The following is an 18,945-nucleotide window of genomic DNA, read 5'->3' as shown; positions in this document are numbered from 1 at the left end:
TGTCGGCATGGGCAAGTCAGCGCCGCTGCCAGCGCGCTTCCAGCTTCTCGATGGCGGCGATGCGCGCGGGCAGGGGTGGGTGCGACATCAGCCAGGCCGGGGCGGTGCCGCGCGCGCCCGACATGCGATCCAGCTTGTGAAACAGGCTTTTCTGTGGCGCGGTGCCAAGACCTGCCTTGATCATCAGCGCGCTGGCGAATGCGTCGGCCTCGAACTCGTCCTGGCGCGACAGGCGTGCCGCCAGCGCCGCGGCCGCCAGACTGGCCAGCCAGCCGCCGATCCCGGGCAGGATGCGGCCCAGAACCCCCGACAGCACCACCCGGATCACGTTCTGGCCGGCGAAATCGACCATGCGGCGGCGGGCGTGGCCATGGGCGACATGGCCCAGCTCATGGGCGATGACCGACGCCAGTTCCGCCTCGGTCACTTCGCCCGAATCCAGACGGTCGATGAAGCCTCGGGTCAGGAAGATGCGGCCGTCCGGCGCCGCCAGCCCGTTGACGGGCGCGATTTCATAGACATGCGCCCGGATCGGCGGCAGGTCCATGGCCTGGCCCAGGCGGCGCAACATCGGCACCAGCCGGGGATGATCCAGCGGCGTCGAACGCGCGTCCAGATCGGCGCGCAGCCGCCATGCCGAGAACATCCACATCACTGCGGCGTAGAGCAGGATCAGCAGGATCGGCGTCAGTTTCAGCATGGGATCAATATGGGCGGCGCGCCCGTCCGCGCCAAGGCCGGACCGGGCCGCGCTCAGCCCAGAATCCGCATCGCCTGGGTCAGCCCCTCCAGCGTCAATGGCTGCATCCGGTCCTCGAAGATGGTGCGGATCATCCCGATCGAAGGCGTTTGGCGCCAGTGCGCCTGCGGCACCGGGTTCAGCCAGACATGATCGGGCCAGGCTTCGCGCAGGCGGCGCAGCCACAATTCGCCCGGTTCCGGGTTCCAGTGTTCGTTGGCCCCGCCCGGCACCGCGATTTCATAGGGCGACATCGAGGCATCGCCGACCATGATCAGCTTGTAGTCGCGACCATAGCGGTGCAGCACGTCCCAGGTCGGGATGGTTTCGTTCCAGCGGCGGCGGTTGTCCCGCCACAGCGCCTCGTAGACGCAGTTGTGGAAATAGAAGTGCTCAAGATGCTTGAACTCGGCCCGCGCGGCTGAAAACAGCTCGTTCACCAGCCGGGAATGATCGTCCATGCTGCCGCCGGCATCCAGAAACAGCAACACCTTGACGGCATTGTGCCGCTCGGGCCGGGTCTGCACGTCTATATAGCCATGTTCGGCGCTGGCCCGGATGGTGCCGGGCAGGTCAAGCTCCTCGGCCGAGCCGTGACGCGCCCATTGCCGCAGCCGTTTCAGCGCCACCTTGATGTTGCGCGTGCCCAGTTCGACCGAATCGTCGAAATCCCGAAACTCGCGCCGATCCCAGACCTTGACGGCGCGGCGGTGGCGGCTGGCATCCTGGCCGATGCGGATGCCCTCGGGGTTGTAACCATAGGCGCCGAATGGCGAGGTGCCTGCGGTGCCGATCCATTTGCTGCCGCCCTGATGGCGCTCGCGCTGTTCAGCCAGACGTTCGCGCAGGCGCCGCATCAGCTCGTCGAAACTGCCGGCACCTTGGATCGCGGCGCGCTCTTCTTCGCTCAGCAGCTTCTCGGCCAGCTTTTCCAGCCATTCGCGGGGAATCGACACCTGATCGACCAGCGATTCGACGGGGATCTGATCCAGGCCCGAGAACGCCTCGGCAAAGGCGCGGTCGAAACGGTCGATATGGGCTTCGTTCTTGACCAGGGTGGCGCGGGCCAGGTGATAGAAGCCGTCGGGGCTCCAGTCGGACAGGCCCGCCTGCAACCCTGCCAGCAGATCCAGATATTCCCGCAGGCTGGCCGGGACACCATGCCGGCGCAGACTGTCGAGAAACGGCCTGAACATCACGCCATCCGGCTGATCAGAACGGTCAGGAATACGCCCAGCACGGTCAGTGCCAAGCCATGGGCGGCGGCATATTGCAGCTTGTCGGCGCGGTTGCCCCCAGCCTTGGCGGCACGTTTCCAGCCGATCGCTGCGCCGATCAGGAATGCGGCAATCACGATCATGGCCCGGGCATAGCCTTCCTGCCCGCCGCTGTCGAGTCGCCAACCCCTTGAACGCCCGCGGGGGGCGGGTTAACTTTGTAACAACTTGTTATCGGAGGGCGTAAGAATGGCGCCCAGGCGTCCTGCGGGTGCGGACGCGTTCTCGAAGAAAGCGGTCGAGCCTTTCGCCACCCGCCCGGCCGAGGAGGGGCCGCTGTATGCGGCCCTGGATCTTGGCACCAACAGCTGCCGGATGCTGATTGCCCGCCCGGCGGGCAGCCAGTTCCAGGTGGTCGACAGTTTCTCGAAGCCGGTCCAGCTGGGCCAGGGGCTCGAGGCATCAGGCAGGCTGTCGCGCCCATCGATGGCGCGGACGGTGCATGCCTTGCAGGTGTGCCGGCGCAAGCTCGAGGCGCATAACGTCACGCGCATGCGCCTGGTGGCAACCGAGGCCTGCCGGCGCGCGCGCAACAGTCGTGAATTCATGCGCATGATCCGGCGAGAGACCGGTTTGCCGGTCGAGATCATCAACGCCGAGGAGGAGGCGCGGCTGGCGGTGATTTCCTGCGCGCCCCTGGTCAGCCTGCGCACCGAACAATTGCTGGTGGTCGATATCGGCGGCGGTTCGACCGAACTGGTCTGGATCGATCTTGAGGATGTCGAGCCGGCCGAACGTCCGCGCGCCATCATGCGTCTGGGCGACGGGTTCGGCGATCCGCAGCCGGGCGGGGCGCGGGTGATCGACTGGATCAGCGTGCCCCTGGGTGTCGCCACCCTTCGCGACCAGTTCGAGGATGTCGAGGACGACCAAGGCCGCTTTGCCCTGATGTCCTGGCATTTCGAGGAAATGCTGTCCGATTTCACCCCCTATAGCCGGGCGCTGGACGGGATAGAGAATTTTCAGGTCATCGGCACGTCGGGCACGGTGACAACGGTTGCCGCCAGCCATCTGGGTTTGCGACGTTACGACCGCACCAAGGTGGACGGCTTGACCATGACCTCGGCACAGATAGACCGGGTGATACGCGACTATCTGGCCTTGGGACCGGACGGGCGGCGGGCAGATCCGCGTATCGGTCGGGAACGTCATGCGCTGATCATGTCGGGTGCGGCGATCCTGCAGACCTTGATGCGGGTCTGGCCGACCACGCGCCTTTCGGTGGCCGACAGGGGCCTGCGCGAGGGGCTGCTTTATGCACAGATGGTCAAGGACGGTGTATTGACGCCCGAGGGCGTGAATGGGGTGGCTTAGATGACCCAGGGCAAGAAACCGGGTGGGGAAAAGAAATCTTCGGGGCGTGGGCAGCGCGAATTGCGGGTCAGGGTCAAATCGGCCAAGGGCAGGAAGTTGTCCAGCACCCTGTGGCTGGAACGGCAATTGAACGACCCATATGTTGCACGCGCCCGCCGCGAAGGCTATCGCGGCCGCGCGGCCTTCAAGATCATCGAACTTGACGACAAGTATGGCTTTTTGGTGCCCGGTGCGCGCGTGGTCGACCTGGGCTGCGCGCCGGGCGGGTGGTGCCAAGTGGCAGTTGCCCGGGTCAATGCCTTGGGCGACAAGCCGGGGAAAAAGATAGGGCGGGTTCTGGGCGTGGACCTGCAAGAGGTTGATCCCATTGCCGGGGCCGAGATTCATCAGCTGGATTTCCTGTCCGATGGTGCCGACGACAAGGTCAAGCAGTGGCTTGGCGGTCGTGCCGATGTGGTGATGTCGGACATGGCTGCGGCGTCCTCGGGGCACAAGGGCACGGACCATCTGCGCATCGTCGCCCTGGTCGAGGCCGCCGCGCAACTGGCGTTTGATGTGCTGGAACCGGGTGGCACCTTTGTTGCAAAGGTGCTGGCCGGTGGCGCCGAAAACGAGATGCAGGCAATGCTCAAGCGCAACTTCCGCAAGGTCGCTAACGTAAAGCCGCCGGCCAGCCGTTCGGACAGTTCCGAAAAATTTGTCGTCGCTCAGGGCTTTCGCGGCCGGGCGCAGGAGCTTGAAGCCAGCTCTGCAACCGCACCGGATACGGATTAGGCCGCGCCTTCACTGCCCTTGGCTTGCAGGCATTGCTGGCGATATGCCGCAGGGGTCTGTCCTGTGGCGGCCTGAAAGGCGCGGATGAAATGGCCCATATCTGCAAACCCCAGATCCTTTGCCAGCTGGGGCAGCGCCGGTTCGGGGCAGGCCAGGGCCTGGCGGACTGTCTGCAACCGCAGGTCGTAAAGCAGTTGCAATGCGTTGCGTCCGCGCACCAGCTTGCAGGCCCGATCCAGATGTCCCTGTGAGCAGTCAAGCCCCCGCGCCAGTTCGGCAATGCTCGGGCTGTTGCCCAGATCGGCAAGTGCGCGGTTCAGAAAGCGATCAACAAGATCTTTCGCCAGATCGAATGCACCGTCGGCTGTCGTGGGCTGGGCCGTTGACGGGCGCAGGCGCGAGAGGATCGCGGCAATCATGGGCAGCGGGTCCACGGCGCTGGTATCCGCCTCGAGCCTTTGCAGTGCGGGACGCAAAAGGCCGACATCACCGCTTTCCGGCAGGCCGCTGCGGAACTCATGGGGCAAGCTGACATGGCGCGCGGCGATCAGCGGAATCAGGATCACCTCGCCCTGCACGTTTGCCGAGGGACGCAGGGAAAACGCCGTGCCTGCCGGCAGAAAGGCCAGCTGCTGACTGCCCAGCACATGATCGTGGCGCGGAAAACGGATCGTGGTGATGCCTTCGGAGATGCGGATCAGCACGTGGTCGTTGCGCACGCGCGGCAGGTCGCCCTGCATCGTGCCGGTCATCGGCCGGCCCCAGTGAAACCCTGCCAAAGGCACCAGCCGCAGGCGATCGACCGTCCTGTTCGGAGGGCGGCGGCCGGCCTGGGGTGGCTGCCTGAATGGCGCCGATCCTGCCTTGCCACCGGCCACCAACACCAGCCTGCGCATTGGAGCAGGGTTTTCCCCTGGAATCTCTGGGGCGCTGACCCCGGCCGCCACCAGGCGCTGGATCACGGGATCTTGTGCTGAATCATGGGGGCTTGGCGGCGAATCGCTCATCGGCGGCATCTTTCGGCAAATATCTGCCTATATAATACGGGCGCTGCCAATCGTGCAGAAGCTTGATCGCGCGTTGCGCGGAATGATTGCGGGTCTGCGGCTTTCAGGCATCAACGCGCAGCCGTGGCCAATCCCGCATGCGCCCACGAAAGAATGTTCGCTGCGCCTTGGCGTATTGTCGCGTGGCGGCAATTGCCCGGTCAATGGCGGTTTCCAGCGATATACGCCCTTGCAGATGTTCGACAAGTTCCGAAGCCCCGATTGCCCTGGCCCACAACGCGCCCTGATCCCAGCGGGGCAGGTTCGCGCGCACCTCATCCAAGGCGCCCTGGTCCATCATCCGGTGAAAGCGCCGTTCGATCCGGGTGGCGAGCCAATCGCGATCCGATTCCAGCACCACCATGCAGGCCCGGGCAGAATCGATCAGCGGCGGCGGCGTGTGTTGCTGCCACGTGACGATACCTTTGCCGGTGGTTTGCAGCACCTCCCATGCGCGCTGCACGCGGGCAGAGTTGTTCAAATCGATCCGCGCGCGGGTGGCTGGGTCCAGCTGCGCCACCATCCGGGCCAAACCTTGCGGCATGCGCATCATTGCATCGCCGGCTGCGCGAATTTCCGCAGGTGTGGGCGGGATCTCGGCCAGACCGCGGGTCAGGGCGTTCAGATATAGCCCGGTGCCGCCCACCACGATCAGGCGCCCCGAAATTCGGGATACCTCGGACAGCCATTCGCCTGCCGAGTAGTGGCACCCGGGTGCGACATGTCCGTAAAGGGCATGCGGCGCCTGGGCCAGATCGGTCGCATCGGGGCGCGCTGTCAGGATCTGCCAGCAGGACCAGACCTGAAGCGCATCGGCATTCACGACCGTGCCGCCCTGGGTCTGGGCGATGCGCAATGCCAGGGCGGATTTGCCGCTGGCGGTCGGTCCTGCGATGACCACGTGGCGATCGGGCGGCAGGTTGCGAACGAATGAGGTCGTCATCTTTGGCCTGTCGTCTGACGGCGGCGGTTGAACATGGGCACTGTTTGCGACATTTTGCGGGCCGATGAAACACCCGCAAAAAGGTAATCCCATGTCGGACCTCGCCCAGAAACCTGCCGCCAGCTACTCCCGAGTGATGCTGAAGATCTCGGGCGAGGCGCTGATGGGCGATCAGGGCTATGGCCTGCACCCGCCGACGGTGGCCCGCATCGCCCGCGAGGTCAAGTCGGTCCACGATCTGGGCGTCGAAATCTGCATGGTCATCGGCGGGGGAAACATCTTCCGCGGCTTGCAGGGCAGCGCGCAGGGCATGGAGCGCGCGACAGCCGATTACATGGGGATGCTGGCCACGGTGATGAATGCCCTGGCGATGCAGGCCGCGCTCGAGGCGTTGAACATCCATACCCGTGTGATTTCCGCCATCCGCATGGATGAGGTGTGCGAGCCCTACATCCGCCGCCGCGCCGTGCGGCATCTGGAAAAGAAACGCGTCTGCATCTTTGCCGCCGGCACGGGCAACCCCTATTTCACCACCGATACCGCCGCCACCCTGCGCGCCAATGAAATGAACTGCGAAGCCATCTTCAAGGGCACCAAGGTCGATGGCGTCTATGACAAGGATCCCGCCAAGTTCGCCGATGCCAAGCGCTATGATGACGTGACCTATGACGAGGTGCTGCAACAGCATCTGGGGGTCATGGACGCCTCGGCCATTGCGCTGGCGCGCGACAACGATCTGCCCATCATCGTGTTCTCGCTGGACGAGCCGGGCGGATTCCGCGGCATCCTCGCCGGTTCCGGCACATATACGCGCGTGCATGGCTAAAATGACCGCATAGGCTTTGCCTTGCGCACGCCGCTCGGCTAAAAGCGCTGAAAACCACAGCAACAAGGGCCGTGACCGAGCATGTCCGACGAGTTTGAAATCGACACCGACGACCTGGAGCGCCGGATGAAGGGGGCGATGGATGCGTTGCGCCACGAATTTGCGTCGCTGCGCACCGGACGCGCCTCGGCCAGCATGGTGGAACCCATCATGGTCGATGCTTACGGTTCGCCCACGCCCATCAACCAGATCGGCACCATCAACGTGCCCGAACCGCGCATGGTGACGATCAACATCTGGGACAAGGCGCTGGTGGGCAAGGCGGAAAAGGCGATCCGCGAATCCGGTCTGGGCATCAATCCTCAGCTCAACGGCACCATCATCATGCTGCCGATCCCCGAGCTGAACGAGGAGCGCCGCCGGGAACTGACACGCGTGGCGGCGCAATATGCCGAACATGCCCGCGTCGCCATCCGCAACGTGCGCCGCGATGGCATGGACCAGATCAAGAAGGCCAAGGCCGCCGGAATGTCCGAGGACGACCAGAAGTTCTGGGAAGGCGCGGTGCAGGAGCTGACCGACAAGATGATTGCGGCGGTCGATCAGGCGCTGGAATCCAAGCAAGCCGAAATCATGCAGGTCTGAGCGCATGGCCGAAACCGCAGCCAGCCTGCCGACTTCCGGGGCAGGGCATCAACGGCCACGCCACGTTGCCATCATCATGGACGGCAACGGCCGTTGGGCCAAGAACCGGGGCTGGCCGCGGCTTGTCGGCCACCGGCGCGGCGCCGAAAGGGTCAAGCAGATCGTGCGCGCCTGTCCTGACCTGGGCGTGAACTGGCTGACGGTTTACGCATTCTCGACCGAAAACTGGAAGCGCTCGACCGAGGAAGTGCTGGGTCTGATGGCGATTTTCGCCCGCTACATCGAACGCGAGGCCGATGGCCTGGCAGCCGAAGGCGTGCGGATGCGTTTCATCGGCGGGCGTGAGCGGCTGGATCCGAAGTTGCAGCGGCTGATGGCCGGGATCGAGTCGCGCACTGCCATGAACAGCCGTCTTAACCTGACCGTGGCCATCAACTATGGCGGCCGCGACGAGCTGACCCGCGCCGCGGCGCGCCTGGCGCAGAAAATCGCGCGCGGCGAAATCGTGACCCCGACCGAGGGCGATCTGGCCGATTGCCTGGACACGGCTGGTCATCCTGACCCCGACCTGGTGATCCGCACGTCGGGCGAAACGCGAACGTCGAATTTTTTGCCCTTTCAAGCCGCCTATTCGGAATACGAATTCACGCCGACCTTGTGGCCGGATTTCACGTCCGAACACCTCGCAGCCATCCTGGATCGCTTCGGCTTGCGTGACCGGCGTTTTGGCGGCGCATGAACGTCTCGGATCCTCAGCGCGGCCGCATTCGGAACGCCTTGCGCCGCGGTCGGGACAAATGGGCTGACCTTTGGCCAAGGGTGGTATCCGGTCTGGTGCTGGCAGTGCTGGGGGTGGTGCTGCTGCTGTCGTCCGGGCTTTGGCTGCGATTTGGCGTGTCGATCGTGATCGGCCTGATGCTTTGGGAACTGGCGCGGCTGACGGCCTGGCGTCATCCGGAATTTCACAGCCCCCGGCATCCGGTTCTGATCGGCGTGCTTGCCGGGCTGGTGATGCTGACCATTCTGGCGCTGCCGGGGGACTGGCCGTTCCTTCTGGCGCTGGTGCCGGTGGTGGCGGGCTGGCGCGGCACGCATTCGCATGAAAGGCTTGCCTTTGTCCTGTTCACGCTGGCGATCATTGCAGCCGGCTATGCCCTGGTGGTGATCCGCGAGGTTATGGGCCTGCCGACGCTGCTGTGGATCGTGCTGACCGTGGTTCTGTCCGATGTCCTGGGATATTTCGTCGGTCGAAAAATGGGCGGGCCGCGATTCTGGCCGGCAATCAGCCCGAAAAAGACCTGGAGCGGCACCATCGCCGGCTGGGTGGGCGCCTTTGCCCTGGCATTGGGACTGGCAGTTTCGGGGCAGGCCGGCTGGGCGGTGCTGATCGTCGGTCCCTTGATCGCGTTGTCGGGGCAGTTCGGCGACATCGCGGAAAGCTGGCTGAAACGGCGCGTCGGGGTCAAGGACAGTTCCGATCTGATTCCCGGCCACGGCGGGGCGATGGATCGGTTCGACGCCATGTCCGGGGCATTGCTACTGGCGCTGGCCTTGCTGATCGTCAATCTTTTGCCGAGTGTCGGAGGCTGAGACATGCGCAGCATCAGCGTTCTGGGGGCGACCGGGTCGGTCGGCGAAAGCGCATTCGATCTGTTGATGCGCTCGGGCGGGCCGGAACGGTGGCGGACGGTCGCCCTGACCGGGGGCACCAATGTGGCGCGCCTGGCCGAGATGGCCCGGGCGCTCAGGGCGGAAATCGCGGTGACGGCCTGGCCGGATGCCTTGCCGGCGCTGCGCGCGGCCCTTGCGGGCAGCGGCATCGAGGCGGCGGCCGGGGCTGACGCCATCGTCGAGGCTGCCGGGCGGCCGGCCGATTGGACGCTGTCGGCGATCATCGGTGCGGCGGGTCTGGCGCCGGGGCTCAAGGTGCTGGGACGCGGCGGCACCCTGGCATTGGCGAACAAGGAAACCCTGGTCGCCGCCGGCCCGCTGGTCATGGCCACCGCCCGCCGCGAAGGTGCAACCATTCTGCCCGTCGATTCCGAACATTCCGCGATATTTCAGGCACTTCAGGGGGAAAACCTTGAAACCGTTGAACATGTGACCATCACCGCCTCGGGCGGGGCCTTCCGCGATTGGCCGCTGGAACGCCTGGCCAGCGCCACGGTTGCCCAGGCCAGCTGCCATCCCAACTGGGACATGGGCCAGCGCATCACCATCGACAGCGCCAGCATGTTCAACAAGGCACTGGAAATCATCGAGGCGCATGAATTCTTTGGCCTGGGCATGGGCCGGTTGCGCGTGCTGGTGCATCCGCAATCGATCGTTCACGCTATGGTCACGCATCGCGACGGTGGCAGCATTGCACATCTGGGCGCCCCCGACATGCGCCATGCCATCGGTTATGCGCTGCACTGGCCGCAGCGCCAGCCGCTTCCGGTGCCGCCGCTGGATCTGGCGCGTATCGGCAGCCTGACTTTTCAAGAGCCCGACGAGGCGCGCTGGCCGGCCCTGCGCCTGGCGCGGCAGGCGGTCGAGGCGGGGGGCGCCGCCGGCGCGGTGTTAAATGCGGCCAAGGAGCAGGCGCTGGATGACTTCATCGCCGGTCGTGTCCGCTTCACCGACATGGCCGCGGCCGTCGAACATGCGCTGGATCAGGCCGCCGCCCGGGCCGGATTTGCACAAAGCCCGGCGTCGCTGGACGAGGTTCTGGACTGGGACGGTTTTGCCCGCCGCGCCGCGGCCCAATGGCAGGGGGCGGCGTGATGACGGTGGTGGCGGGACTGCTCGACAGCCTGTGGACGGTGGGCGCCTTTATCCTTGCGCTATCGATCATCGTCGCGGTGCATGAATACGGCCATTACATCGTCGGGCGTTGGTGCGGCATCCGGGCTGAGGTGTTTTCGCTGGGCTTCGGCCCGCGGCTGCTGGCGCGGCGCGACCGCCGTGGGACGCTATGGCAGATCGCTGCCGTGCCGTTGGGGGGGTATGTCCGTTTTCTGGGCGACAGCAACGCCGCCAGCGCAGGCACGGGGCAAGAGGTCGATCCTGCCCGCCGCCGTCAAAGCCTGAACGGTGCGCCGCTATGGGCGCGTGCGGCGACGGTCGCGGCAGGCCCGGTGTTCAATTTCGTGCTGTCCATCCTGGTCTTTGCGGGCATCACCCTGTGGCAAGGCTTGCCTGTCGACGAGGTGCGGGTGGGCAAGCTGTATCAAACCCCGCCCGGCGTCGAAATGCAGTTGCAACCCGGCGACACGGTGCTGGCGCTGGATGGCCAGAGGGTGCAGCGCTGGGCCGATCTGGCGCGCATCGGTCAGGATCTGCCGGCCCAGGACATTCATCGCTGGACGGTCCTGCGCGACGGGAAAGAGGTGACCGTGCCCGGTCCGCACCCGCTGCCGCCGCTGATTTCGGGCATTGCGCCGCGCAGCCCGGCGGCGGATGCCGGCCTGCGGGGCGGCGACGTGATCCTGGCCATCGACGGGCAGGCAGTGGCCAGCTTTGACGAACTGCGCCAGCATCTGGCGGCTGCCCAGGGGCGCCCTGTGCTTTTGCGTGTCTGGCGCCCGGATCAGGGTCATACGGACTATACACTGGCGCCGCGCGAGCAGGACTTGCCCACCGCGACCGGATACGAACGGCGCTGGCTGATCGGCATTACCGGCGGCAGCGCCTATTTCGAGCCGGCGACCCGCAGCGCCGGGTTGATCGAGGCCCTTGGCCTGGGGGCGCGACGGACCTGGGACATCATCGCATCATCCCTGTCCGGAATCTGGGCGATGATCACCGCCCAGATCGACAGCTGCAACCTGGGCGGTGCAATCTCGATCGCCGAGACCACGGGGCAGGCGGCGGCTGCGGGGGGCAGCAGCTTCATCTGGTGGATCGCGGTGCTGTCGACGGCTGTGGGCTTTCTGAACCTGCTGCCGGTGCCGGTGCTGGATGGCGGGCATCTGATGTTTTACGCCTATGAGGCGATCACCGGCAGGCCGCCCTCGCGGCGGGTGGTGGATATCCTGTCCGCCCTGGGGCTGGCAGCGGTGCTGGCGCTGATGTTCTTTGGCCTCTCGAACGATCTTTTCTGCCCCTGAAGCGGCCTAGCCTTTTGACAGTCGCGCCCGCTTCGCTGTATCCATCGGGGCAAATGGGGCGGGGCTAACCCGTCCGGCACCTATCACGCAAGGGGCAGCGGATGACGGACAGGAAACTTGGCAAGGGCGCGCTGGCGCTGATTTCGGCGCTGGCGGTGGCGGCCCCCGTGGCCATGGTGGCCAGCCCTGCTTCGGCCTATGTGTTCAGCAACGTCCGGATCGAAGGCAATCAGCGGATCGAGCCCCAGACGATCCTGGCTTATCTGGACCTGCCGCGCGGTCAGGATGTTTCGGCCGGGGCGCTGAACGATGCGCTGCAGCGGCTGCAGAACTCGGGCCTGTTCGAAAGCGTCGAACTTGTTCCCTCGGGCGGAACTCTGGTGGTGCGGGTGTCCGAATACCCCACCATCAATGTCATCAGCTTTGAAGGCAACCGGCGGCTCAAGGACGAGAATCTGTCCAAGATCATCAAGTCCCAGGCCCGCCGCGTCTATTCGCCCGCCCAGGCCGAGGCCGATGCCGCCGAAATCAGCAAGGCCTATGCCGCCGAGGGTCGGCTGGCGGCGCGGGTCGATCCGCGCATCATCCGGCGCAGCGACAACCGTGTCGACCTGGTGTTCGAGATCCGCGAAGGTGCGGTGACCGAAATCGAACGCATCGGCTTTGTAGGCAACCGCGCATTTTCCGACGCGCGACTGCGGAATGTGCTGCAAACCAAGCAGGCGGGATTGCTGCGGACCTTCATCAAGCGTGACACATTCGCCCCGGATCGGATCGCGGTGGATGAAAAGCTGCTGACCGATTTCTATCGCTCGCGCGGCTATGCCGACTTCAAGGTGCAGGGCATCGCACCCGAGGTGGCGCGCGAACGCGATGCCTTCTACATCACCTTCCAGATCCAGGAAGGACCGCGTTACAGGTTCGGCAATGTGACCACGGTCAGCGAAATTCCCGGCGTGGACGCGGCCGAGTTCCAGGCGCAGAACCGCGTGCGCCGCGGCGATGTCTACAACCCTGCCGCCATCGATATCACCATCCGGCGGATGGAGGCGCTTGCCCTGCGCAAGGGGTTGAACTTCGTCAATATCGAACCCCGCATCACGCGCAATGAGCGCAATCAGATTCTGGATCTGACTTTCGCCCTGACCCGCGGACAGCGCGTCTTTGTCGAGCGCATCGATATCGAAGGCAATACCACCACGCTGGACGAGGTGATCCGTCGCCAGTTCACCACCGTCGAAGGCGATCCCTTCAACCCGCGCGAGATCCGCAATTCCGCCGAGCGTCTGCGGGCCCTGGGTTATTTCTCGGACGTTCAGGCCGAAAGCCGCCAGGGGTCGTCGCCCGAGCAGGTCATCGTCGATGTCAATGTCGAGGAACAGCCGACCGGCAGCCTCAGCTTCGGTGTAAGCTACGGCGTTGCGACCGGGGTGGGCTTCAACGCATCGCTGTCGGAAAAGAACTTCCTGGGCCGCGGTCAGCAGGTCGACCTGTCGCTTGCAACCGGTTCGGGAACAAAAAGTTCAGGTCTGACCTTCATCGAACCCTATTTCCTGGGTCGCGACCTGCGCGCGCGTTTCCAGACGTGGTACAACACCACCGACCGCCTGAACTCTGAATACAATACCCGCACCGTCGGCCTTTTGACGGGATTGGAGTTTCCGGTTTCCGAAAACGGCCGGCTGGAATTGCGCTACAAGCTCAGCAAGGACACGCTGAACGGCGTGCGGCCTATCGAATACGACGAAGAAACCGGTGAACTGGTGGGGTCGTCACCGATCCTGGTGCGCGATCAGGGCGGTTATTTCACATCGGCCCTGGGCTATACCTACAGCTGGGACAGCCGCATCTCCGGGCTGGACCCGCTGACAGGCTATCGCCTGCGGTTCAGCCAGGATTATGCGGGGCTGGGCGGCGACATCAAGGCGGTCACCTCGGCGCTTTATGCCGGGGTGGAAAGCCGCGCGTGGCGCGAAAGCGTGACCATGCTGGCCGAATTCGAGGCCGGCGCCGTCTATATGCTGGACGATCAGAACAGCCGCTTCATGAACCGCTACACCGGCAACAACAAGATCCGCGGCTTCGAGCCGAATGGTCTTGGCCCGCGCGATCTGAACGCGCCGAACCGCGATGCCTTGGGCGGCAACTATTTCTGGGCTTTGCGCACCGAATTGCAATTCCCGCTGGGTCTGCCCGAGGAATATGGCATCACCGGCGGCCTGTTTGCCGATGCGGGATCGGTCTGGGGGCTGGACGACACGCTGGGTGCCGGCGGATTTACCGTCGATGACAGCATGCATGTTCGGGCCTCGGTCGGGGCATCGCTGTTCTGGACCACGCCGATCGGTCCGCTGCGCTTCAACTTTGCCAAGGCCATCAAGAAAGAGGACTACGACAAGGAACAGGCCTTCGACCTTACGATTTCGACCAAGTTCTGATGCGTGGTTCTGGGGTTTGCGGGCTGGTGCTGGCGGTGTCATTTCCCTGCGTGACCGCTGCACAGAACTCGGCGCCGGCAACGGGCGGCATCGGTCACGATCTGCCGCCTTTGGTGGTCGAGACAGCGGACAAGGCTGGCGAGGCCAGCTTGCCGCTGATGACCCTTGATCAGGACGAGGTCTATCTGCGCTCGGACTGGGGGCAGCGGGTGCAGGCCGAACTTGAAAAGCAGGGACGCGACATCGCTGCCGAAAATGATCGCCTGGCCGAGGAGTTCGCGGCAGAAGAGCAACAGCTTACCGCCCTGCGCCAAAGCCTGCCGGCAGACGAGTTCCGTGCGCGCGCCGACGAATTCGACAAGCGCGTGGTCGAGGTGCGCCGCGAGCGCGACATTGCTGCGCGCGCGTTGCAGACCCGTGCAGAAGAAGAGCGGCAGGCCTTTTTTCGCGCGGCGCTACCGGTGCTGGCGGCCTTGATGAAAGAGCGCGGGGCAGTGGCCGTGCTGGACCAGCGCGCGATTTTCGTTGCCGCCCAGTCCATAGATATCACCGATGCGCTGATCGCCCGACTGAACCAGGAGATTGGCGCCGGCCCGCAGCCCGCCAAGACCGAACCCGAGCAGCCAAAGTCCCAGGATGACTGACAGGCACCCGCCCATCGTGAACCTTGACTAACTGACGCTCAAGGCGACCAGCAAAGGGCGCGATTTTGCCAGTCGCAGTGCGCGTATCGGGGCGGTGCTGCCGATGAGCGACCTTGGTGCCCAGTATTTCGAGGTGCCGGCGGGAAAGTCCGCCTTTCCGCGCCACAATCATCACTGCAACGAAGAATTTTTCGTTATCCTCGCGGGATCGGGCAAGTATCGCATGGGGGACCGGGAATGGTCGGTCGGGGCGGGTGATGTGATTGCGGCGCCCGCCGGGGATGCGTCGACCGCGCATCGGCTGACCAACACCGGAAGCGACGATCTGCGCTATCTGGTGATTTCGACCCGGCACGATCCAGATGTGGTCGAATATCCGGATTCAAGCAAGCTGCTGGTCGCTGCAGGCATTCCGCCGGGCCAAGGCCTGCTGTCTGCCCGCTTTCGCCACATCGGCTGGCTGGGGCAGGATCCGGATTACTGGGCCAACGAGCCGGGGGCCGAGGCCGAATGATTCCTGCCGTCTGGTCCTTGCGCTTTCGGACTGTGCAGCCATGCCAAGGCGCAGAGCGCCCAGCAGGCTGCCGGTGATCGGTCTTGACGCGGTTGGCGCGCAACTTGTCCTGACGAATGCCGCCAGGTGCTAACCCACCAGGCGATCCAGTTGCGCAAGGCGCGCCGTGATCAGCTCAAACAAGGCCGGCGCATCGACATCGCGGATGAAAGTGGCGTTGGGGGCACGCCCGCTAACGCGCCACCAGTCGGCCACGGTCATACCCAGGGTGTATTGGCCCTGTGTCTCTATCTCGACATTGATGTGGCGGCCCGAGAACAGTTCCGGTGCCAGCAGCCAGGCGATCGTGCAGGGATCATGCAGCGGGGCGCCCTCGCTGCCGTATTTCTCGCGGTCGTAGCGTTCAAAGTAATCCGTCCAGCTGGCGACGGCCTGACCGATCCGGCCCATCGCACGCATGCGCTCGACCCAGGCGCGGCTGGTCAGCGCCTTGTGGGTGACATCCAGGGGCATCACCGTCAGGGGCACGCCGGCGGCAAAGACGATGCGCGCGGCCTCGGGGTCGACATAGATGTTGAACTCGGCGGTGGGGGTGATGTTGCCGACCTCGAAATAGGCGCCGCCCATCAGCACGATTTCCTGAACCCGACCAATAATGTCGGGGGCGCGCTGAAACGCCAGGGCGATGTTGGTCAGCGGCCCGATGGGCACCAGCGTCACGCTGCCCGACGGTTCGGACCGCAAGGTGCGGATCAGGAAATCGACCGCATGGTCGGCAGCCAGCTGCATGCGCGGTTCGGGCAGGGTCAGCCCGTCGAGCCCTGTCTTGCCGTGGACATGCTCGGCAGTCACCAGCGGCCGCGCCAGGGGGGCATCGGCGCCCGCATGAACCGCCAGATCGCTGCGCCCCGCCAGCTCGCAGATCAGGCGGGCGTTGCGTTCGGTATGGTGCAGGGGCACATTCCCCGCCACCACCGACAGACCAAGCACCTCAAGCTCCGGGCTGGCCAGCGCCAGCAGGATGGCGACGGCGTCGTCCTGGCCGGGGTCGGTGTCGATGATGATCTTGCGCGGCATGTCGTCCTCCGTCCTTCGTTGTTGCAGGGAAGCGTGTCGGCGTTGCCGATGCAAGCGGGCTGTGCCCTGCTAGGGGCTTGCCGGTTCCAGATGGGTGATGCCGGTCGCCGCCGCACGGGCCAGCGCGGGGTCCAGTGACATCACGATATATTCGCCACGCCGCCACAATTCGGCAAGATCGTCGTAGTGGCGTGACAGCGGATGACCCGATTGCCCGGTCGAGATGATGAATACCGAACTGTCCGGATCGGCCAGGTCATAGACGCCGCGATAGGCGGGGCCGATGACGTTCAGCCACGGGTTGCGCCCCATGCCCAGAAAGCCGGCGCGTGCCACCGTGTTTTCGCCGCCCGATGTCGGCTGGATCAGGTTGACCAGATAGGACAGGCCGCGCATGTCGCCCAGAGCCGGATGGACGTGCCGGGCCCGGTGCAGGTCGCCCCAGCGCCAGCTGGCCAGGTCTGGCCCGAAACGCGCCGACAGATCCAGCAGCGCCGCATCGAGCGCCTGTCGCGCGATCTGGGTGCAGGTTTCCACCGGGGCCGACTGACGAATGTCGCACCATGCGGACGCCCCGTTGGTGTTGCGGAACACCCGCTCGATGAAATCCGGATAAAGCTGGGTCAGCGTATCGGCCAGCGGGCCCAGATCATCCCTTAGCAGCCGGTCCTGCAGCGCCCGCATCCAGGCGGCATAGATCAATGGCTCTGGCAGGTGCTCGTTCATGTTGCCGTCCCAGTTCGCCAGCAGGTTCAAGGCGTCCTGCCGCAAGCGCTGGGGTGTGCCAGGTGCCGCCGGATCGTCGGTGAACCACAGGTCTGCACCGACCAGCGGCAGCAAGGCGCGCGCGACCGGGCTGACAGTATCATTCTGGATGGCGATGAAACTGTCGCGAGAGTGAACCTCGCGGCTGTCCAGCAGATGCCGCAGGCGACCGTAACGGTGCTGATCGCCGCGAGCCAGACCCAGCCTAGGGTCGCCGGGGGCGTTGCCACTGCTGGCCACAGTTCCGTTCTGTGAGCTGTTGTCGGTCAGGTCTGATGGGGCCGGGGCCAGACCCTGCCAATGGTTTCGGGGCAGCCAGCCGGGCGCGGGAAGGCGTCCTGCGGTCTGGTGATCGGCCAGGCGCTGGGGCACGGCGCCCGCCAGAACCTGCGCCACTCCCTGCTTGTCGGCCAAGGTGAAGGTCATCGAAGGCGCGACCAGAACTGCCAGGCTGTCGGCAGCCTGGCTTCGGTCGCGGGCATGCATCAGTCCCAGCAAGGCTGTCATGCTTCGGTCCTCGGCCGTGTTGCCTGTCCAGGCCAGGGTTGCGACATGACCGGAAGGCACCACGGCCCCCAGACCCAGATGCGCGGAGGGGATCACAGGGCCATTGCCGGTTTCGCGCAGGGTGATGGTTTCGGGCTCATGCCCCTTGATCCGGATGATTTCCTGCCGGGTCGCGAACTCGGTCCAGCCGTTCGGGCCACGATAGCGGTTGGCATCACCCGGTTGGACCTCTTCGATGAACAAATCCTGGTCGTCAATCTGGGTGGGCGTTACCCCCCAGGCAAGATTCCGGTTCCGCCCCGAAAGAACCAGCGGCATGCCGGGAATGGTGCCGCCGATTACACCCCCGCCCGAAAGTTCCAGACGCGCCAGATACCACAGACCCGGCGCAGTTAACGCAAATTGCGGGTCATTGGCCAGCAAGGCCCCCCCTGCCGCCGTGCGCGAGGCCGCGACCGCCCAACCGTTCGCAGACGCCCCGGAAAAAGGGGCCAGATAGCCTGCAAGCGATGTCGCCCAGTCACCTGCAACAGCAACGGGCTCTGTGCCATTGAACTGGGCACCCGGAAACAGGCTGGCATAAGCCGGCAAAGGCGGCTCGCCCGGCGCGGCCAGCAACTCCTGTCCACGTTCGGGCGCCACCAGGGATAATCTTGCCCGCAGGATCTCGCGCCGCAGTTCGGTGCTCGACGACGCGGCAAGCAGTTTCAGGATGGCAAGCGAATCGGCGGGCTCCCAATAGGCGATTTCCTCCGGATACAGGAAGAACTCAGGCGCGCCGCGACCGCGCGCACCCAGATTGACCTGTTCGATCCAGGCATTGACTCCGCGTGCGTAGGCGGCAAGCGCCTCACCTGTTGCCTTGTCCTGCACCTCGACCGAAGCAAGTGCGTTGCGATAAAGCCCCAGCCGCCGCGCCAGATCGTCGGCAGGCACAGCCGCTGGGCCATAGATTTCGGCCAGACGACCCTGTGCCGCGCGACGCAGAACCGTCATCTGGAACAGCCGGTCCTGCGCGTGCGCCAGACCCAGGGCAAAGAAAACATCATTGTCGGTCTGTCCGAAGATATGCGGCACATTTTCGGTGCTGCGCACGATCTCGACCGGGGCCGAAATGCCGTCGACGCGATAGGTCTGGTCGTAATCGGGCAAGGAGCGCAGGGCGAAATAGACGGCCAGCCCCATCAGTGCCGCAGCCAGCACGATGGATCCGACGGTCAGCCGCAAGAGCCAACGGAAAACTGTCACCATGAGGCGCGTCGCTGTCCCAAGCTGCGGCGCGGTGGTTGACCCCCGCGCCGGGTGGTGGAAATCATCGGGCTGAATAGGGCAGGGCGCGCAGCGG

At 65.0% G+C, this 18,945-nt stretch carries 18 protein-coding genes; 11 read left to right on the top strand and 7 right to left on the bottom strand.

All coding sequences use genetic code 11. The features are described 5' to 3' along the window. Positions 1 to 16: 16 nt before the first annotated feature. Genes GB880_RS12235 through GB880_RS12225 form a run of 3 tightly spaced genes read right to left on the bottom strand, consistent with a single transcriptional unit; the run spans position 17 to position 2,099 of the window. On the bottom strand, positions 17 to 700 hold the full coding sequence (locus GB880_RS12235; RefSeq protein ID WP_154490028.1) for a M48 family metallopeptidase: 684 nt from the start codon (positions 698 to 700) through the stop codon (positions 17 to 19). A 53-nt stretch (positions 701 to 753) separates the two neighbouring features. Continuing rightward, positions 754 to 1,935 (bottom strand): vWA domain-containing protein, encoded by a 1,182-nt coding sequence (locus GB880_RS12230; RefSeq protein ID WP_154490026.1) that lies wholly within the window; start codon positions 1,933 to 1,935, stop codon positions 754 to 756. Then, the gene (locus GB880_RS12225; RefSeq protein WP_195840839.1) at positions 1,935 to 2,099 is read right to left on the bottom strand and encodes a hypothetical protein; all 165 of its coding nucleotides are present in this window, start codon (positions 2,097 to 2,099) and stop codon (positions 1,935 to 1,937) included. Before GB880_RS12225 ends, GB880_RS12230 begins: the two co-directional genes overlap by 1 nt. Before the next feature lie 106 nt (positions 2,100 to 2,205). On the opposite strand from GB880_RS12225, the gene GB880_RS12220 reads away from it, so the two are divergent. After that, on the top strand, positions 2,206 to 3,330 hold the full coding sequence (locus GB880_RS12220) for a Ppx/GppA phosphatase family protein (RefSeq protein WP_154490024.1): 1,125 nt from the start codon (positions 2,206 to 2,208) through the stop codon (positions 3,328 to 3,330). After that, positions 3,331 to 4,104: an RlmE family RNA methyltransferase gene (locus GB880_RS12215; protein ID WP_154490022.1), complete on the top strand. Its 774-nt coding sequence runs from the start codon at positions 3,331 to 3,333 to the stop codon at positions 4,102 to 4,104. Here GB880_RS12215 and GB880_RS12210 read toward each other — a convergent pair. Continuing rightward, entirely contained in the window at positions 4,101 to 4,856 is a 756-nt protein-coding gene (locus tag GB880_RS12210; RefSeq protein ID WP_195840840.1) for an AraC family transcriptional regulator, read from the bottom strand. The genes GB880_RS12215 and GB880_RS12210 overlap by 4 nt on opposite strands. Positions 4,857 to 5,214: 358 nt before the next feature. After that, positions 5,215 to 6,093, bottom strand: coding sequence for a tRNA (adenosine(37)-N6)-dimethylallyltransferase MiaA (gene miaA, locus GB880_RS12205; RefSeq protein WP_229774247.1), 879 nt, complete (start codon positions 6,091 to 6,093; stop codon positions 5,215 to 5,217). A gap of 91 nt (positions 6,094 to 6,184) precedes the next feature. On the opposite strand from miaA, the gene pyrH reads away from it, so the two are divergent. The 9 genes from pyrH to GB880_RS12160 all read left to right on the top strand — a co-directional run bounded on the left by pyrH (position 6,185) and on the right by GB880_RS12160 (position 15,251). After that, entirely contained in the window at positions 6,185 to 6,919 is a 735-nt protein-coding gene (gene pyrH, locus GB880_RS12200; RefSeq protein WP_154490016.1) for a UMP kinase, read from the top strand. A gap of 81 nt (positions 6,920 to 7,000) precedes the next feature. Then, positions 7,001 to 7,564, top strand: a complete 564-nt coding sequence (gene frr / locus GB880_RS12195; RefSeq protein ID WP_154490014.1) for a ribosome recycling factor — start codon at positions 7,001 to 7,003, stop codon at positions 7,562 to 7,564. Positions 7,565 to 7,568: 4 nt separating this feature from the next. Then, complete coding sequence (uppS, locus tag GB880_RS12190; RefSeq protein WP_154490012.1) at positions 7,569 to 8,303, top strand: polyprenyl diphosphate synthase; 735 nt, start codon at positions 7,569 to 7,571, stop codon at positions 8,301 to 8,303. Positions 8,304 to 8,398: 95 nt separating this feature from the next. Beyond that, the gene (locus tag GB880_RS12185) at positions 8,399 to 9,154 is read left to right on the top strand and encodes a phosphatidate cytidylyltransferase (RefSeq protein WP_263467162.1); all 756 of its coding nucleotides are present in this window, start codon (positions 8,399 to 8,401) and stop codon (positions 9,152 to 9,154) included. 3 nt (positions 9,155 to 9,157) lie between these two features. Further along, positions 9,158 to 10,330 (top strand): 1-deoxy-D-xylulose-5-phosphate reductoisomerase, encoded by a 1,173-nt coding sequence (gene dxr / locus GB880_RS12180; RefSeq protein WP_154490008.1) that lies wholly within the window; start codon positions 9,158 to 9,160, stop codon positions 10,328 to 10,330. Then, positions 10,330 to 11,655 (top strand): RIP metalloprotease RseP, encoded by a 1,326-nt coding sequence (rseP, locus tag GB880_RS12175; RefSeq protein ID WP_154490006.1) that lies wholly within the window; start codon positions 10,330 to 10,332, stop codon positions 11,653 to 11,655. Before dxr ends, rseP begins: the two co-directional genes overlap by 1 nt. A gap of 101 nt (positions 11,656 to 11,756) precedes the next feature. Further along, positions 11,757 to 14,093 (top strand): outer membrane protein assembly factor BamA, encoded by a 2,337-nt coding sequence (gene bamA, locus GB880_RS12170; protein ID WP_154490004.1) that lies wholly within the window; start codon positions 11,757 to 11,759, stop codon positions 14,091 to 14,093. Then, positions 14,093 to 14,737 carry an OmpH family outer membrane protein gene (locus tag GB880_RS12165; protein ID WP_154490002.1) on the top strand — a complete coding sequence of 215 codons (645 nt, stop codon included), beginning with the start codon at positions 14,093 to 14,095 and terminating at the stop codon, positions 14,735 to 14,737. The genes bamA and GB880_RS12165 overlap by 1 nt, the downstream gene beginning before the upstream one ends. Positions 14,738 to 14,840: 103 nt before the next feature. Beyond that, a complete protein-coding gene (locus tag GB880_RS12160; RefSeq protein ID WP_154490000.1) occupies positions 14,841 to 15,251 on the top strand; it encodes a cupin domain-containing protein in 411 nt (136 codons plus the stop codon). A gap of 129 nt (positions 15,252 to 15,380) precedes the next feature. On the opposite strand, the gene GB880_RS12155 is transcribed toward GB880_RS12160, so the two are convergent. Then, positions 15,381 to 16,328 (bottom strand): nucleoside hydrolase, encoded by a 948-nt coding sequence (locus GB880_RS12155; protein ID WP_154489998.1) that lies wholly within the window; start codon positions 16,326 to 16,328, stop codon positions 15,381 to 15,383. Positions 16,329 to 16,397: 69 nt separating this feature from the next. Further along, positions 16,398 to 18,851, bottom strand: a complete 2,454-nt coding sequence (locus GB880_RS12150) for a penicillin acylase family protein (RefSeq protein WP_154489996.1) — start codon at positions 18,849 to 18,851, stop codon at positions 16,398 to 16,400. Positions 18,852 to 18,945 lie beyond the last annotated feature (94 nt).

This window comes from Paracoccus sp. SMMA_5_TC, assembly GCF_009696685.2.
GTDB lineage: Bacteria > Pseudomonadota > Alphaproteobacteria > Rhodobacterales > Rhodobacteraceae > Paracoccus.
The sequence above is the reverse complement of the archived record's forward strand: the minus strand, read 5'-3'. Positions and strand labels throughout refer to the sequence as shown.

Excerpts from the sequence above, each read along its gene's own strand:
- GB880_RS12235 (WP_154490028.1), bottom strand. The coding sequence starts at position 700 with ATGCTGAAACTGACGCCGATCCTGCTGATCCTGCTCTACGCCGCAGTG.
- GB880_RS12230 (WP_154490026.1), bottom strand. The coding sequence starts at position 1,935 with ATGTTCAGGCCGTTTCTCGACAGTCTGCGCCGGCATGGTGTCCCGGCC.
- GB880_RS12225 (WP_195840839.1), bottom strand. The coding sequence starts at position 2,099 with ATGATCGTGATTGCCGCATTCCTGATCGGCGCAGCGATCGGCTGGAAA.
- GB880_RS12220 (WP_154490024.1), top strand. The coding sequence starts at position 2,206 with ATGGCGCCCAGGCGTCCTGCGGGTGCGGACGCGTTCTCGAAGAAAGCG.
- GB880_RS12215 (WP_154490022.1), top strand. The coding sequence starts at position 3,331 with ATGACCCAGGGCAAGAAACCGGGTGGGGAAAAGAAATCTTCGGGGCGT.
- GB880_RS12210 (WP_195840840.1), bottom strand. The coding sequence starts at position 4,856 with ATGACCGGCACGATGCAGGGCGACCTGCCGCGCGTGCGCAACGACCAC.
- miaA (WP_229774247.1), bottom strand. The coding sequence starts at position 6,093 with ATGACGACCTCATTCGTTCGCAACCTGCCGCCCGATCGCCACGTGGTC.
- pyrH (WP_154490016.1), top strand. The coding sequence starts at position 6,185 with ATGTCGGACCTCGCCCAGAAACCTGCCGCCAGCTACTCCCGAGTGATG.
- frr (WP_154490014.1), top strand. The coding sequence starts at position 7,001 with ATGTCCGACGAGTTTGAAATCGACACCGACGACCTGGAGCGCCGGATG.
- uppS (WP_154490012.1), top strand. The coding sequence starts at position 7,569 with ATGGCCGAAACCGCAGCCAGCCTGCCGACTTCCGGGGCAGGGCATCAA.
- dxr (WP_154490008.1), top strand. The coding sequence starts at position 9,158 with ATGCGCAGCATCAGCGTTCTGGGGGCGACCGGGTCGGTCGGCGAAAGC.
- rseP (WP_154490006.1), top strand. The coding sequence starts at position 10,330 with ATGACGGTGGTGGCGGGACTGCTCGACAGCCTGTGGACGGTGGGCGCC.
- bamA (WP_154490004.1), top strand. The coding sequence starts at position 11,757 with ATGACGGACAGGAAACTTGGCAAGGGCGCGCTGGCGCTGATTTCGGCG.
- GB880_RS12165 (WP_154490002.1), top strand. The coding sequence starts at position 14,093 with ATGCGTGGTTCTGGGGTTTGCGGGCTGGTGCTGGCGGTGTCATTTCCC.
- GB880_RS12160 (WP_154490000.1), top strand. The coding sequence starts at position 14,841 with ATGAGCGACCTTGGTGCCCAGTATTTCGAGGTGCCGGCGGGAAAGTCC.
- GB880_RS12155 (WP_154489998.1), bottom strand. The coding sequence starts at position 16,328 with ATGCCGCGCAAGATCATCATCGACACCGACCCCGGCCAGGACGACGCC.
- GB880_RS12150 (WP_154489996.1), bottom strand. The coding sequence starts at position 18,851 with ATGGTGACAGTTTTCCGTTGGCTCTTGCGGCTGACCGTCGGATCCATC.